Origin of the sequence: Streptomyces sp. NPDC007929 (genome assembly GCF_042959065.1) — a bacterium.
Classification (GTDB): domain Bacteria; phylum Actinomycetota; class Actinomycetes; order Streptomycetales; family Streptomycetaceae; genus Streptomyces.
Map to the genome: position 1 here is coordinate 769,634 of NZ_JBIBKD010000002.1, position 14,958 is coordinate 784,591.

13 protein-coding genes are annotated in these 14,958 nt (G+C 70.1%); 4 read left to right on the forward strand and 9 right to left on the reverse strand.

What is annotated here, in order from left to right:
- Nucleotides 1-8: 8 nt before the first annotated feature.
- The 6 genes from mmsB to ACFZDE_RS08240 form a co-directional block, all read right to left on the reverse strand.
- Complete coding sequence (gene mmsB, locus ACFZDE_RS08215) at nucleotides 9-1,253, reverse strand: multiple monosaccharide ABC transporter permease (RefSeq protein ID WP_391198454.1); 1,245 nt, start codon at nucleotides 1,251-1,253, stop codon at nucleotides 9-11.
- Nucleotides 1,250-2,800 (reverse strand): multiple monosaccharide ABC transporter ATP-binding protein, encoded by a 1,551-nt coding sequence (gene mmsA / locus ACFZDE_RS08220; RefSeq protein WP_390997222.1) that lies wholly within the window; start codon nucleotides 2,798-2,800, stop codon nucleotides 1,250-1,252. Before mmsA ends, mmsB begins: the two co-directional genes overlap by 4 nt.
- 46 nt (nucleotides 2,801-2,846) lie before the next feature.
- Complete coding sequence (chvE, locus tag ACFZDE_RS08225; protein WP_391198457.1) at nucleotides 2,847-3,959, reverse strand: multiple monosaccharide ABC transporter substrate-binding protein; 1,113 nt, start codon at nucleotides 3,957-3,959, stop codon at nucleotides 2,847-2,849.
- A gap of 139 nt (nucleotides 3,960-4,098) precedes the next feature.
- Nucleotides 4,099-5,067: a hypothetical protein gene (locus ACFZDE_RS08230; RefSeq protein WP_391198459.1), complete on the reverse strand. Its 969-nt coding sequence runs from the start codon at nucleotides 5,065-5,067 to the stop codon at nucleotides 4,099-4,101.
- 111 nt (nucleotides 5,068-5,178) lie between these two features.
- The gene (locus ACFZDE_RS08235; RefSeq protein WP_390997231.1) at nucleotides 5,179-6,183 is read right to left on the reverse strand and encodes an alcohol dehydrogenase catalytic domain-containing protein; all 1,005 of its coding nucleotides are present in this window, start codon (nucleotides 6,181-6,183) and stop codon (nucleotides 5,179-5,181) included.
- Complete coding sequence (locus tag ACFZDE_RS08240) at nucleotides 6,180-7,343, reverse strand: enolase C-terminal domain-like protein (protein WP_390997233.1); 1,164 nt, start codon at nucleotides 7,341-7,343, stop codon at nucleotides 6,180-6,182. Before ACFZDE_RS08240 ends, ACFZDE_RS08235 begins: the two co-directional genes overlap by 4 nt.
- A gap of 268 nt (nucleotides 7,344-7,611) precedes the next feature.
- Between ACFZDE_RS08240 and ACFZDE_RS08245 the strand changes: the two genes are divergently transcribed.
- Nucleotides 7,612-8,421 carry a hypothetical protein gene (locus ACFZDE_RS08245; protein WP_391198461.1) on the forward strand — a complete coding sequence of 270 codons (810 nt, stop codon included), beginning with the start codon at nucleotides 7,612-7,614 and terminating at the stop codon, nucleotides 8,419-8,421.
- A gap of 747 nt (nucleotides 8,422-9,168) precedes the next feature.
- Here ACFZDE_RS08245 and ACFZDE_RS08250 read toward each other — a convergent pair.
- Nucleotides 9,169-9,618: a MarR family transcriptional regulator gene (locus ACFZDE_RS08250; protein WP_391198463.1), complete on the reverse strand. Its 450-nt coding sequence runs from the start codon at nucleotides 9,616-9,618 to the stop codon at nucleotides 9,169-9,171.
- Between the two features lie 102 nt (nucleotides 9,619-9,720).
- On the opposite strand from ACFZDE_RS08250, the gene ACFZDE_RS08255 reads away from it, so the two are divergent.
- Nucleotides 9,721-10,743: a zinc-binding dehydrogenase gene (locus tag ACFZDE_RS08255; RefSeq protein ID WP_391198464.1), complete on the forward strand. Its 1,023-nt coding sequence runs from the start codon at nucleotides 9,721-9,723 to the stop codon at nucleotides 10,741-10,743.
- 111 nt (nucleotides 10,744-10,854) lie between these two features.
- Nucleotides 10,855-11,274 carry an Ohr family peroxiredoxin gene (locus tag ACFZDE_RS08260; RefSeq protein WP_390997245.1) on the forward strand — a complete coding sequence of 140 codons (420 nt, stop codon included), beginning with the start codon at nucleotides 10,855-10,857 and terminating at the stop codon, nucleotides 11,272-11,274.
- An 89-nt stretch (nucleotides 11,275-11,363) separates the two neighbouring features.
- On the opposite strand, the gene ACFZDE_RS08265 is transcribed toward ACFZDE_RS08260, so the two are convergent.
- Nucleotides 11,364-12,509 (reverse strand): serine hydrolase, encoded by a 1,146-nt coding sequence (locus ACFZDE_RS08265; RefSeq protein ID WP_390997248.1) that lies wholly within the window; start codon nucleotides 12,507-12,509, stop codon nucleotides 11,364-11,366.
- Between the two features lie 389 nt (nucleotides 12,510-12,898).
- Between ACFZDE_RS08265 and ACFZDE_RS08270 the strand changes: the two genes are divergently transcribed.
- Nucleotides 12,899-13,735 carry an EI24 domain-containing protein gene (locus ACFZDE_RS08270; protein WP_391198465.1) on the forward strand — a complete coding sequence of 279 codons (837 nt, stop codon included), beginning with the start codon at nucleotides 12,899-12,901 and terminating at the stop codon, nucleotides 13,733-13,735.
- Here the strand turns inward: ACFZDE_RS08270 and ACFZDE_RS08275 are convergent.
- Entirely contained in the window at nucleotides 13,686-14,918 is a 1,233-nt protein-coding gene (locus ACFZDE_RS08275) for a pyroglutamyl peptidase (protein ID WP_391198468.1), read from the reverse strand. The genes ACFZDE_RS08270 and ACFZDE_RS08275 overlap by 50 nt on opposite strands.
- Between the last annotated feature and the right edge of the window lie 40 nt (nucleotides 14,919-14,958).

Here is a 14,958-nt window from a genome sequence, read left to right on the forward strand (position 1 = left end):
GATCTGACTTACGAACCGACCTTGCGCTTGTTCCACACGTCGAACCCGACCGCCGCCAGCAGCACCAGGCCCTTGATGACCTGCTGCCAGTCGGTGCCGATGCCGACGAGGTTCATACCGTTGTTCAGCACGCCCAGGACCAGGCCACCGATGATCGCGCCGAGGACGGTGCCGACACCGCCGCTCATCGACGCGCCGCCGATGAAGGAGGCGGCGATCGCCTCCAGCTCGAAGTTGAGGCCGGCCTTGGGAGAGGCCGCGTTGAAGCGGGCGGCGAAGACCAGACCCGCCAGGGCCGCGAGCATGCCCATGTTCAGGAAGACCAGGAAGGTGACCTTCTTGTCCTTCACACCCGACAGCTTGGCCGCCGGGAGGTTGCCGCCGATGGCGTAGATGTGGCGGCCGATGATCGCGTTGCGCATCACGTAGCCGAAGCCGACGAGCAGCACGCCCAGGATGAGCAGCACGATCGGGGCGCCCTTGTAGCTGGCCAGCAGCATGGTGAGGGTCAGCACCGCGGCGCCGATCGCGACCAGCTTCAGCAGGAACAGCTTGGTGGGCGGGACGTCCAGGTCGAACTCCTGCTGCCGCTTGCGGTCACGGACCTCCTGGAAGATCACGAAGGCGATCATCGCGAAGCCGAGCAACAGTGTGAGGTTGTGGTAGTTCGTGTTGGGGCCGACCTCGGGCAGGAACCCGTTGGCGACCTTCTGCAGCCCGTTCGGGAAGGGGCCGAGGGTCTGGCCCTCAAGGAAGATCTCCGTCAGACCGCGGAAGATCAGCATGCCCGCCAGGGTCACGATGAACGACGGTATCCCGCCGTACGCGATGAAGAAGCCCTGGACGGCACCGGCGACCGCGCCCACGGCCAGGCACAGCACCACGGCGAGCGGCCACGGCAGGTCGTGTTTGACCATGAACACGGCGGCCATCGACCCGACGAACGCCGTCAGCGAGCCGACCGAGAGGTCGATGTGGCCGGCGATGATGACCAGCATCATGCCGATCGCGAGGATCAGGATGTAGCTGTTCTGCAGCACCAGGTTGGAGACGTTGCGCGGCAGCAGCAGGTCGCCGTCGGTCCAGACGGCGAACAGGACCACGATCAGGCCCAGCGCGATGAGCATGCCGTACTGCCGCATGTTGCGGCGCAGGCCCTCCATCACCAGCTGCAACAGGCCGTCGCCCGCGGCCCCTCCGCTCTTGCCCGGCGGCGCGGGGGCCGGGCTCTTGGCGGTCACGTCCGTGCTCATCGGGTTACCTCTTTGTCCTTCGTCATCTGACGCATCAGCGATTCCTGGGAGGCCTCGGCCCGCGAGAACTCACCCGTCAGCCGCCCCGCGGCCATCGTGTAGATGCGGTCGCACATGCCGAGCAGCTCGGGCAGCTCGGAGGAGATGAAGACGACCGCCTTGCCCTGGGCGGCCAGCTGGTCGATGACCGTGTAGATCTCGTACTTGGCACCGACGTCGATACCGCGCGTCGGCTCGTCCAGGATCAGCACGTCCGGACCCGAGAAGATCCACTTGCTGAGGACGACCTTCTGCTGGTTGCCGCCGGACAGCTTGCCCACCGGCTCGAACACCGTCGGCGCCTTGATGTTCATGGACTTGCGGAAGCCCTCGGCGACCTGCCGCTCCTCGTGCTCGTCGACGACACCGCGCTTGGCGACCTTGCCCAGGGCGCTCAGCGAGATGTTGCGGTTGATGGTGTCGATGAGGTTGAGGCCGTAGTGCTTGCGGTCCTCGGTGACGTACGCGATGCCGTGCTTGACCGCCTCGGGGACGGACTTCGTACGGATCTCCTTGCCGTCCTTGAGGACCGTGCCCTCGGCGTACCGGCCGTAGGTCCGGCCGAAGACGCTCATCGCGAGTTCGGTGCGGCCGGCGCCCATCAGGCCCGCGATGCCGACGATCTCCCCGCGCCGCACATGGAGCGAGACGTCGTCGCACACCTTGCGCTGCTGGTCGATCGGGTGGTGCACGGTCCAGCCCCGGATCTCCAGGGCCGGGGCCGCGCCCTCCTCGGGCTCGTGCGGGGAGCGCTCCGGGAAGCGGTTCTCCAGGTCGCGGCCGACCATCCCGCTGATGATCCGGTCCTCGGTGGTCTCCGCGGCCTTCACGTCGAGGGTCTCGATGGTCTTGCCGTCGCGCAGGATCGTCACCGAGTCGGCGACCTTGCGGATCTCGTTGAGCTTGTGGGAGATGATGATCGAGGTGATGCCCTGCTTCTTCAACTCCAGGATGAGATCCAGGAGTTTGCCGCTGTCCTCGTCGTTCAGCGCGGCGGTCGGCTCATCCAGGATGAGCAGCTTGACCTTCTTCGACAGGGCCTTGGCGATCTCCACGAGCTGCTGCTTGCCCACGCCGATGTCGGCGACGCGGGTGTCCGGGTGGTCGGACAGGCCGACCCGGCGCAGCAGTTCGGTGGCGTGCCGGAGCGTCTCGGTCCAGCTGATGATCCCCCGGCTGGCGTGCTCGTTGCCGAGGAAGATGTTCTCCGCGAGGGAGAGGTAGGGCACCAGGGCCAGTTCCTGGTGGATGATCACGATGCCGCGCTCTTCGCTGGCCCGGATGTCCTTGAACTGGCAGACCTCTCCCTCGAAGAGGATGTCGCCCTCGTACGTGCCGTGCGGGTGGACGCCGGAGAGGACCTTCATCAAGGTCGACTTGCCGGCGCCGTTCTCCCCGCAGATGGCGTGGACCTCGCCCTGCCGGACGGTCAGCGTGACGTCCGACAGCGCCTTGACGCCGGGAAAGGTCTTGACGATCGAGCGCATTTCCAGGACGGGTCCCGCCATGGTCGTGCCTTCCAATCAGTGGTGAATCGTCGGTGGGCGGCGGGGACTACTTGACGTCGCTCTCCTTGAGGTAGCCGGAGTCGATGAGCTCCTTCTGGTAGTTGCTCTTGTCGACGGCGACCGGCTCCAGCAGGTAGGCCGGGACGACCTTCGAGCCGTTGTCGTAGGTCTTGGTGTCGTTGACCTCGGGCTTCTTGTCGTTCAGCAGCGCGTCGACCATGTTCGAGGACACCTTGGCGAGCTTGCGGAGGTCCTTGTAGACGGTCATCGACTGCTGGCCGGCGATGATCGACTTCACCGAGGCGACCTCGGCGTCCTGGCCGGTGACGATCGGCAGCGGCTTGCTCTTGGAGCCGTAGTCGTCGGACTTCAGCGCCGACAGGATGCCGATGGAGATGCCGTCGTAGGGGGAGAGCACGGCGTCGACGCGCTCGCTCTTGTAGGCCGACGTCAGGATGTCGTCCATGCGCTTCTGGGCGGTGCCGCCGTCCCAGCGCAGGGTGGTGACCTGGTTGAGCTTGGTCTGGCCGGAGCGGACGACGAGCTGCTTCTTGTCGATGTAGGGCTGGAGGACCTTCATCGCGCCGCCGAAGAAGTAGCGGGTGTTGTTGTCGTCGTTGGAGCCGGCGAACAGCTCGATGTTGAAGGGGCCCTTCTTGGAGCCGTCCTTCAGGCCGAGCTTCTCGGCGATGTAGGTGCCCTGGAGCTCGCCGACCTTCTCGTTGTCGAACGACGCGTAGTAGTCGACGTTCTGCGAGCCGAGGATCAGGCGGTCGTAGGAGATGACCGGGATGTCGGCGTCCTTGGCCTGCTGGAGCACGTTGTTCATCGACTTGTTGTCGATCGCGGCGATGATCAGCGCCTTGACGCCCTGCGTGATCAGGTTCTCGACCTGGGAGACCTGCTGGTCCGGGTCGTCCTCGCCGTAGACCAGCCTGGTCTTGTAGCCCTTGGACTCCAGCTCCGTCACGACGTTCTTGCCGTCGGCGATCCAGCGCTCGGAGGACTTCGTCGGCATCGCGATGCCGATCGTGGCGCCCTTGCTGTCGCCGTCGCTCTCCTTGCTGCCCCCCTCACCGCTCTGGCCGCAGGCGGACAGGGTGAGGGCGAGGGAAGCGGCTCCGGCTATGGCGGTCAGGGCAGCTCTGCGGTTACGCATGATCATCATCCTTGATGTGTGTGCAGGGCTCGGTCTGGGGCGCGAAGTCGCTCCGGTTGGTCGTGCCGGAAAGACCGAGAAGAGTTGTGTGGGATTGTGCGCGGCTGTGTCTTCTTTTGTAAGGCGAGTAGCCGGAACGTTATGACGAGATTTCGAACCGTTGCAGATCGCCGGGCAGCCGGGAGCCGAGCGGCGCCATGTCGCCGTCCGCTCCATGGCGGGCCAGCAGGTCCAGGGCGAGCCGGCCGCGCCGCACGCGTTCCTTGGCGGTGGCCAGCGTCAGCTCCCGCATGTGGTGCCCGTACGGGTAGATCCCGGGCGCCTTGGAGAGGCCGAACTTCAGATACAGCGGGGCACCGCGCCGGATCAGCTCGGCGACCTCGTACATCCGCACATAGCCGCCGAGGTCGTCCGGGGCCTCGATGTACATGTCCATCGGGGCGCCCGACACCCGCCGGATCTCGGTGAGGTGATCGAGCGTCAGGTCGCTCGGCACATTGACCGAGTCGGCGCCGAGACGCTCGTAGACCGCGTACGCCGCCGGGTTGACCGGGCCGATGAGCGCGGAGACCTTGAGCGTGGTGTCGGCCGGGATGATCCCGGCGGCCCGTGCCCGGTGCAGCGTCCACAGCACGCCCTCGTCGGCGATCAGCAGGCACTTGACGCCCAACTCCGTGGCCCGGACGGCGTCTTCGACGCAGCCGGCGACGGCGTCGTGGCCGCGGGCGCGCAGCCCGGCCCCCCGCGAGTCGGTGCGCGTGGACCCGCCGATGTCCCAGGTGCCGCGCGGGCCGGTGAACAGGCACAGCTCGATGTCGCGCTCGGCCGTCGACTCGACCATCTCGGTGATCTCGGCGTCGGTCAGCATCCACACGCCGCTGCCCTGGCTGATCCGGTGGATCGGCACGTCCAGCCGCGAGGCCTCCTTCAGCACCACCGCGAGCGCCTCGGGGCCCTCGCAGGAGGGGATCTCGGTGCGCCAGCGGCCGCCGCCGGGGAAGGAGTGCGCGGAGGCGTCGGCGGGATCGGGGGCGGGCGCGCTCAGGCCCAGTGCGCTGAGCGCCTGTTCCCCGGGCCTGCGGGCGGCCGGGGCGGGAGCGTCGGTCACGGCAATGTCCTTCTGGTTCGAAATTTCGGACGAGGTTCGCGGCTCTGGGTAGCGCAAGGCTGGGGTACGCCGGTACGGGAGCCGTCAGGTTGCCCCCGTACCGGCGTACGTCTAGGGGCGGAGCAGGACCTTGCCCACCTTCGGATCACCGGCTCCGACCAACTCGATGGCCTGGGAGAACTCGGTGAGCGGCAGCTCGTGCGTCACCAGCGGCAGCGGGTCGAGCAGACCGGCGGCGAACACCCGCACCGTGTGGGCCCAGGCGTCCGGCGGCGCACCGAAGACGGTGTGCACCTCCAGCTGCTTCACGACGAGGTCGGTCGGGTCGAGCCCCTCGGCGCCCGGTGCCGGGATGCCGGTCAGGACCAGCCGGCCGCCCCGCCGGAGCAGGCCGGCCGAGATCCGGGCGGCGTCCGCGGACCCGGCCGTCTCGATCACCACGTCGAAGTCGTCCGGGAGTTGCTGGTCCTTCGTCCTGAAGTCGGTCGCACCGTACTGGCGCGAGAGCGCCTCACGGTCCCGGCGGGTGCCGACGACCAGCAGCTCGGACGGCGAGTTCGCCTTGAGGAACTGCACGGCGAACATGCCGAGGGTGCCGGTGCCGACCACGGCGACGCGCTCGCCGGGCTGGGCGTTGCCCTTCAGCGCGGCGGCCGCGATGCACGCGGCGGGCTCCAGGAGGGCCGCGGCCGTGAGGTCGCAGTCGTCCGGGAGCGCGTGCAGCAGACGGGCCGGGAGGGTCAGCGTGGCCGCCATCGCGCCCGGCTGGGTGAACCCGGTCTCCTCGTAGCCGGCCGTGCACAGGGTCGTGTCGCCCGCGTGGCAGCGGTCGCAGACCTGGCAGTTCCGAAAGCCCTCACCGACGACCTTGCGGCCCACGAGGGACTCCGGAACACCGGCGCCCACGGCCTGGACGGTCCCGGACCACTCGTGGCCCGGGGTGAGCGGGTAACGGACGTAGCCCTCGGGGCGGTTGCCCTGGTAGACCTCGCGGTCGCTGCCGCAGATCCCGGAGGCGTGCACCCGGACCAGCGCCTCCCCGGCCTCGGGGCGCCGGGGCTCGTGCGGCACCAGGCGGTGCTCGCCCGGGGCGTCGATGACGACGGCGGTGCTCACTGCGCGCCCTTCGGCTTGCGCTGTTCCCAGCCCTCCGCCCAGAGGTCGAAACGGGCCTGCTGCTGGGGGAACTCGGCGGCGGCGTCGACGTCCAGCTCCACGCCCAGGCCCGGGGCGTCGGAGAGGTGGAAGCAGCCGTCCTCCGGGTTCACCTGCGGGGCGCCCTTGACCACCTTCTTGATCTCCGCGTCGGCGAAGTCGTTGAAGTGCTCCAGGATCTTGAAGTTCGGAGAGGTGAAACCGACCTGGAGGGAGGCGGCGGTCAGGACCGGGCCGCCGACGTTGTGGGGAGCCACCAGCATGTAGTGGGTCTCCGCGGTCGCGGCGAGCTTCCTGGTCTCCCAGATTCCACCGATATGGCCGACGTCCGGCTGGATGATGTCGACGGCCTGGCTCTCGAACAGTTCCCGGAACTCGATCCGGTCGTGGATGCGCTCACCGGTGGCGACCGGCATGTCGACCTTGGCGGCGACCTTCTCCAGCGCTTTGAGGTTCTCCGGCGGGACCGGCTCCTCCAGCCACGCCGGCTTGAACGGCGCCAGCTCCTTGGCCAGGCGCACGGCCGTGGCCGGGGAGAAGCGGCCGTGCATCTCCAGCATCAGCTCGGCCTCGGGGCCGATGGCGTCCCGGACCGCCTCGATCAGGGAGACCGCGTAGAGGGTCTGCTGGTGGTCCAGTTCGAAGTGGCCGGTGCCGAAGGGGTCGATCTTGAGCGCCCGATAACCGCGCTCCATCACGCCCTGGGCGGCCTTGTGGTAGGCCTCCGGGGTGCGCTCGGTGGTGTACCAGCCGTTGGCGTACGCCTTGACCTTGTCGGTGACCTTGCCGCCCAGCAGCTGCCAGACGGGGACGCCCAGGGCCTTGCCCTTGATGTCCCAGCAGGCCATCTCGATCACGGCGATACCGGACATGACGATCTCGCCCGCACGGCCGTAGTCGCCGTACTTCATGCGCTTGACGAGGTCCTCGACGGCGAAGGGGTCGGAACCGAGAATGTGATTGGCCTCGGCCTCCCTCAGGTATCCGAGAAGGGCGTCGGTGTGTCCCAGCATCCGGGTCTCGCCGACTCCGGTGATCCCTTCGTCGGTGTGCACCTGGACGTACGTCAGGTTGCGCCAAGGCGTCCCGACCACGTGTGTGCTGATTCCGGTGATGCGCACGGCGGTTGTCCCTCGCAGCTTCGTCGGCTCAGTTCGTCATTGTCTTTCGTCAGCGTCCCGCTCGCGCTCCGGCGTCTCGGTCTGTTCGAGATTTCGTCACACGTTCGAAATGCTGGCGTGACAGTAAGGATCGGGCGGTAGGAGTGTCAATGGGTCGCGCGCATAACGGTTTCGACAGTTTCGAAACCACGGGTGCCTCGTGTCCCTACAGAACCTTCACAGTGGCCTCTAGGAACGTGACCTGCGCGGAACTTAATCTTCCCGCGTCATGGACTACTGCGACCCGTGCCGACGGCACCTCAACGGCGCCCTTGCCTGCCCGGGGTGCGGCACCTCGGCCGAAACACTGCGCGGGCGCGGGCTGGAGCCCGCCGGGTATGACGGCACCTACGACGCCCCCCGTGCGGGTGACGACGGCACCGGGAACGCCGGAAGCGATGCGGATGCCGATGCCGACGCCGCTGACGACGGTGATGACTACGGTGATGGCGACGGTGATGGCGACGGCGAGCACCTCGGGCGGGCCGCCCGGCGGCGTGGGCGCGGGCGCGGAAGCGGTCCGGCCGCCGACGGCCCGGGCGGGTCGAGCCGACGGGACCGCAAGGCCGCGGCACACCGCCGACGGCGGCGCCGGACGCTGTTCGTGGCGGCCGGGTTCGTGCTGGCGGCCGGTGGCCTGAGCCTCGCGGAACTCGGGATGGACGCCCCGAAGCCGACGCCGAAGCCGGCCGCGGCCGGGGGTGAGTCGCCGGACGGGGACGCGTCGGTGGAGGCGGGCGAGAAGGACCGCGGAAAGACGCCGGAGAGTGGCGGCACCTCAACCTCCGCCTCGCCCAGCGTGTCTGATGACCCATCCGCTTCGAAGACCCCGAAGGACGAGAAGTCGGAGTCCCCGAAGGACGACGAACCGACGAAGGAGGCGACAGCGGGAGACACCGCCGGACGCCCGTCGTCCGCCCCCACGGCAGCCCCACCGGCCCCGGACCCCGCCCCGACCTCGAACCCCACCACCCCACCCCCGGACCCGGACCCCTCCCCGTCGGAGCCGTGCAAACGCTTCCTGTGGTGGTGCACGTAGCCTCGGCCCAGCCGACGTCCCGAACTTGACCCGGAGCCGTCGCGCTACGCGGCACCCCCGCCCCCGTCGGAACCGTGACGCACACGGCGACGACTCGGCCCGGAGGCGTCGCCATGGCTGTGTTGCGCACAACGGCGGCTCGGCCGATGCCACGGACTCCATCGGGACGTCGCGCCGCTCGCCCCCGCCCGCCCGAAATCGGCCCCCTGGCCGTACGAGCCGTGGCACACACGGCGACACCTCGGACGATCACACGGACCTGGTCCGGGTCCGTCACGCTGCCCGGCCCCGCCCCGGCAAGAGCGCGCTCCGGCGGCCGCCCCCCGCCGCTACATCCGAGCCGTGGTGTACACCCGGCGCCCTGAGCCCAGCAACAGCCGGGCTGATCTCCCGGACCTGGTCCGGGGCCGTCACGCTGTTCGGCCCGTGTCCCCGGCGAGGATGCCGCTCCGGCGGCCCCCGCCCCGAAATCGGCCTCATGCCGCCGAGCCGTGGTGTGCACCCTGCACCCCGCGCCCAGCAACAGCCGGGCTGATCCCGTCGACCTGGCCCGGGCCCTCGCGCTGCTCGGCCCCGCCCCGGCGAGGAGCCGGACCGCACGAGTCGTTCCGGAACAAGCGGCCGGAAGGCCCCGTCGCCTCCGCTGCGACCCGTGTGCGGGTCCTGCGCCCACCGCCGTCACCCGGGCCCCGCTCGGGGCACGGCGGCCGGGGCCGATCACGGTGGGGTGGGGCGGGTCGTCGTGGATCAGGTCAGCATCCGCCGCAGCGTGTCCCGCAGTGCCACCCGTTCACCCTCGGAGAGCCCCGCCAGGGGTTCCCGGGCGAAGCGGAGGGATTCGCGCAGGCTTCGGGCCACCCGGCGTCCCTCCTCCGTCGCCGCCGCCACCTTCACGCGGCGGTCCGCCGGGTCCGGGCGGCGTTCGACCAGACCCCGTGCCTCCAGCCGGTCCACGATCCCCGTGACGTTGGACGGCTCGCACTTCAGCTGCTGGGCCAGCCGGCGCATCGGCAGCGGTTCGAGGCACAGCAGGCTGAGCAGTCGCGCCTGCGCACCGGTCAGGGCGTGCTCGGCCGCCCCCGACTCGTAGTCCTCGTGGAACCGCGCCACGACCTCCCCGATCAGTTCGACGACCTCAAGGGTCAGCGGATCGGGGCGGTTGGTCGTCTCTTCGGGCGTCGGTGTGGTGGAGGCCATGCCATCGAGGGTACCCGTTTATTTGACAACCTGAAATTTTCAGGAGCATGGTTGTTTCAGGTACTGAAGTATTCGCATCGAGCCAGTGAGGTACGACGCACCATGACCGACACCCCCACCCTCCCCGCCGTGAGCCGCGAGTGGCACCTGGCGAGCCGTCCCGTCGGCTGGCCCAAGCCCGAGGACTTCGCCTTCGTCGAGGTGGAGGTCCCGCAGCCGGGTGAGGGAGAGGTCCTCGTCCGGAACAAGTACCTCTCCGTGGACCCGTACATGCGTGGCCGGATGAGCGACGCCAAGTCCTACGTCGCCCCGTTCGAGCTCGGCAAGGTCATGCAGGGCGGCGCCGTCGGCGAGGTCGTGGCCTCGAACGCCGAGGGGCTGTCCGTCGGGGACCACGTCCTGCACTTCTTCGGGTGGCGCGAGTACGCGGTCGTCGGCGCGAAGAACGCCGTCAAGGTGGACCCGGACGCCGCGCCGCTGTCGACGTACCTCGGTGTGCTGGGCATGACCGGCCTCACCGCCTACGCGGGTCTGCTGCGCACCGCCGCCTTCAAGGAGGGCGACACCGTCTTCGTGTCCGGCGCCGCCGGAGCCGTGGGCGGCCAGGTCGGGCAGATCGCGCGGCTGAAGGGCGCCGCGCGGGTCATCGGCTCCGCCGGGTCGGACGAGAAGGTGAAGCTCCTCAAGGAGGAGTACGGCTTCGACGCCGCCTTCAACTACAAGGACGGGCCCGTCGCCGAGCAGCTGCGCGCCGCCGCCCCGGACGGGATCGACGTCTACTTCGACAACGTCGGCGGTGACCACCTGGAAGCGGCCATCGGCTCCCTCAACCAGGGTGGCCGGATCGCCGTCTGCGGCATGATCTCCGTCTACAACAACACCGAGCCCGCCCCGGGCCCGAAGAACCTCGCCCGGCTGATCGCGACCCGCGGCCGCATCGAGGGCTTCCTGGTCGGTGACCACTACGACCTCCAGCCGGAGTTCGTGCGGGAGGTCGCCCCCTGGGTCGCCTCCGGCGAGCTGAAGTACCGCGAGACCGTCGTCGAGGGCATCGAGAACAACCTGGAGGCGTTCCTGGGCGTGCTGCGCGGAGACAACACCGGGAAGATGATCGTCAAGCTCTGACCCCGGGAGCTTCGACACCTTCCTTCAGGATTCCGGCATGCGGTAACTTGTTTCCGAATCCGTCCCGGCCCGGGCGCGAGCCGCGGCGGACGACCTAAGGAACACAACCGCATGCCGATCCAGCAGTCCGACGTCCTGTACACCGCCGTCGCCACCGCAGAGAACGGGCGCGACGGCCGGGTCGCCACCGACGACGGCAGGCTCGACGTCGTCGTCAACCCGCCGAAGGAGATGGGCGGGAGCGGCACCGGCACCAACCCCGAGCAGCTCTTCGCCGCCGGGTACAGCGCCTGCTTCCAGGGCGCTCTCGGTGTCGTCGCCCGCCAGGAGGGGGCCGACCTCACCGGTTCGACCGTGACCGCGAAGGTCGGCCTCGGCAAGAACGGGGACGGCTTCGGGATCATCGTCGAGATCTCGGCCGACATCCCGAAGGCCGACCGGGGCACCGCGCGGTCGCTGATCGAGAAGGCGCACGAGGTCTGCCCGTACTCGAAGGCGACCCGCGGCAACATCACCGTGACGCTGGTCTGACTCCGGTCGTTGCGTAGGCGGAGGCCGCACCCTTGGACGTGGGGTGCGGCCTCCGCCCGTGTCCGGGCCCGGGGCGGTAGGGCAGGCGCTCAGGAGGCGAGCGCCGCCGTGTGCACCGCCCGCGCCAGCCGGTCGTTCTCCGGGGCCGCCCCGCCCGGGAAGGCGAACCGGCGGCGCGTGTAGCCGTACGCGAGACCGCTCCACGGGTCCGCGAACGCCTGGGAGCCGCCCGCCCCGCTGTGCCCGATCGTCCCGGCACCGAGGAACGGGTGCCACGTGTCAGCCGTCGTCTGGAAGCCGAGCCCGAACGATTTGTGATCCCGGGCCACCAGGTCGTAACCGGCCGAGTGGAGCTGGCCGAACTCCGCCACCGTGTCCGGCTTCAGCAGCGCCGGCTGGTCGCCCACCTCGCTGATCGCCGCCGCGTACAGCCCCGCCAGACCCCGCGCGGACGCCACCCCGCCCACCGACGCCGGGCCCTTGGCGCGGATCAGCGGCATGTTCGGCAGGGAGACGAGGTCGGTCGGCTCGGCCGCGTTGCGGTTGAACGCGATCGACGCCAGTGAGTGCGGGCCCGTGGCCGCGGCGTCGAGGACGGCCTGCTGCTCGGGCGTCGGATCCATCGGCTGGGTGGTGCGGAAGCGCGGTTCCGCGGGCGCGGGCAGCCCCAGGTGGAAGTCCAGCCCGTACGGCGTCCTGATCCGCTCCTGGTAGACGTCCTGGAGCGTGCGGCCCGTCGCGCGGCGTACGACCTCGCCGGCCAGGGCGCCGGCGACCAGCGCGTGATAGCCGAACGCCGTCCCGGGGCGCCAGAACGGCCGCTGGTCGGCGAGGCGTTCGGCGAGCTGGCGGTCGTCGGCCAGCTCCGCGAGCGTGAAGCCGGTGTCCGTGCCGACCACGCCCGCCCGGTGCGCCAGCAGGTCCCGCAGGGTCAGCGCGCCCTTGCCCTCGGCTGCGAACTCCGGCCAGTAGTACGTCACCTTGCGGTCCAGTTCGAGCGTGCCGTCCTGGACGAGCAGAGCCACGACCAGGCAGGCGGCGCCCTTCGTGGACGAGAACACACCGTAGAGGGCGTCGGCGTCGGTCCCCGCCCACAGGTCGACGACCTTCCGGCCGCGGACATAGGCGCACAGCTGCCCCTCGTAGTCGGCTCGCTCCCCGGCGACGAACGCAGTGAACTCCTCGCGCACCGCCTCGAAGCCGTCCGCCACGCTGCCGTGGATCTCTTGCGTCATCCGCTCTCCTTGACTGAAGCGCTGTGTGCCACTGTGAACAATGCCCTCGCCACCTGCGGGAATTCCCCCTCGGGGTGGTCCCGGAAGAGTGGTTCGGCGCCGAAGAGGACCGTGCCGTCCCCGCTGACGACCGAGGCCTTGCCCTCCACCGGCTTCAGGAAGAGGCCGTACCCGATCACCCGCCGTGGCCAGGGCCAGGGCGGCGATCCGTACAGGTCTCGCGGGAACGCTTCTCGTGGTGCGCACGCGTGCCTCCTCCGGGGCTTCCTGAGATCGGTACGGCGAGGTGTGCCGCTTCGACTCAACGGCGACAAGGTCGCCTTGGTGTCACCGGAGCCCCGTACGGCCCCGTAGGGCAGCGGCCGGGCCTGCCCGGATAGGGTTTGTCCATGCGCGATCTAGGGGTGGGTTTCCGGTACCTCCTGAAGGGCCAGCGATGGGTGGCCCGGCACGGCAGGCAGTACGGCTTCGGGCTGCTCCCCGGCCTGATCACCCTCGTCCTGTACGCGGGGGCGCTCGTCGCGCTGGCGCTGTGGGGCGAGGACCTCGTGGGCTGGGCGACGCCCTTCGCGGACGACTGGTCCAGCCCCTGGCTCGGGCTCTTCCGCGGCTTCCTGACCGCCGTGCTGTTCGCCCTCGGACTGCTCCTGTCCGTCGTGACCTTCACCGCCGTGACCCTGCTGATCGGGCAGCCCTTCTACGAGAACCTCTCCGAGAAGGTCGACCGGGACGTGTCCCCGGACGGGCACGCCCCCGAGTCGGGGCTGCCGCTCTGGCGCGAGCTGTGGATCTCCGCCCGGGACAGTCTGCGGATCGTGGTGCGGGCCGCCCTGTGGGGTGTGCTGCTGTTCGGGTGCGGCTTCATCCCGGTGGTCGGGCAGACGGTCGTCCCGGTGATCGGGTTCTTCGTCACCGGGTTCTTCCTCGCCGAGGAACTGACCGCCGTCGCCCTCCAGCGCCGCAGCGTCGAACTGCGCGACCGCCTCGCGCTGCTGCGCTCCCGCAAGACGCTCGTCTGGGGCTTCGGCACACCGCTCGCCGTGTCCTTCCTGGTGCCGTTCGTCGCGGTGTTCCTGATGCCGGGCGCGGTCGCGGGCGCCACCCTCATGGCGCGTGACCTCCTGGGCGAGGAGATCGACGAGGACGGCGACGGCGGCGAGACGGGCGACCGGGCCGCTACGACGTTTCCGCAGCCACCGTCAGGATCGCCCGCACCTGGGCGATGATGTCCAGCCGGTTGCGCACGAACTCCGGGTCGGTGACCTCGGTGGTGTTCCCGGCGGCGAACTGCAGCACGGGCGTGTGCACATGCCCGCCCGGCAGCGTGCCGTGCAGCCCCAGCCGGTCCCGCAGCAGCGTCGCCCGGTAGGCGATCTCGTTGGACAGGTAGTCCCCGCCCCCGCCCGCGCGTGCGACCGAGCCGGGCGTCGGCCCGGCCGGGCGTACCACCGGCTCGGTGCCGCCGGCCGGGATCTCGGTGACGCTCGTGTTGTCGTACACCGGGAAACGGCCGGTCTGCGCGGCGCTGATCGCCGCGTACGGCAGGGTGGTCGTCGTCCACTGCGGCTGCGAGGCCGGGTCGCTCACCGGCACGGTCTCGGTGCGGCCGATGTTCTCGTTGTCCCCGAAGCCGCCCCGCCAGGCGCCGTTGGTCCGCTCGATGTCGAACCGCCCGACCCGGCCCTGGCTCACCGTCGTGAACAGGTCGACCTTCGGCAGCTGCGGCCGCAGGGTCCGCTCCACCGTGCCTTCCGTGAAGTCCTGCCAGCGCACCGGGAACACGGCCGTCTCGACCCGGGCCGGTCCGTCCGCCGTCTCGATCACCGTGCCGTCCAGGGCCAGCGCGGTGGCGCCGGAGGGGTTGGAGATACGGATGTCGCGGTCCAGCGTGAACGGGTCGAAGCCGGTGAGCAGGATCCGCTTCAGGCCCTTGCGGTGCGGATACCGGATGGCGTCCTGGCCCCGTGAGGTGCGCTCCAGCTCGTCGAGCAGCGCGGCCCGTCGCCCGTCCGTCAGGCCGAACTCCGGCTGCCAGGTGCGTACCTCACGCGTCATGCCGAGCCGCGCCCAGTACAGCGGCCGGTCGTCATCCCGGCTGAGGTCCCCGCCGGCCGGCCCGCGGCCCTGCGCCCGGTCGACCGCACGCTGCCACAGCCGCGCGCCCTCGCGTGCGACGGCCCGGCGTGCCTCGCCGTAGCCGCGGGCCCCCTCCAGCGCCCGGGCCAGCCGCGGGGCCGCGGTGTCGAACCCGGAGCGGCGCAGGATCTCCTGGGGGGCGGCACCGCCGAGCCGCTGCTCCTCGACGGTGGGGGAGGGGGCCGCCGGGGCGGCGTTCGCCGCGGTCGGGGTGGTGAAGCCGGTCAGCAGGGCGAGACCGAGGACGCCGAGGCGAACGCGTATGGAGTTCAAGGGTGTTCAGGCCTTCCGTCGCGGTGGGGGGTCGGTGCCG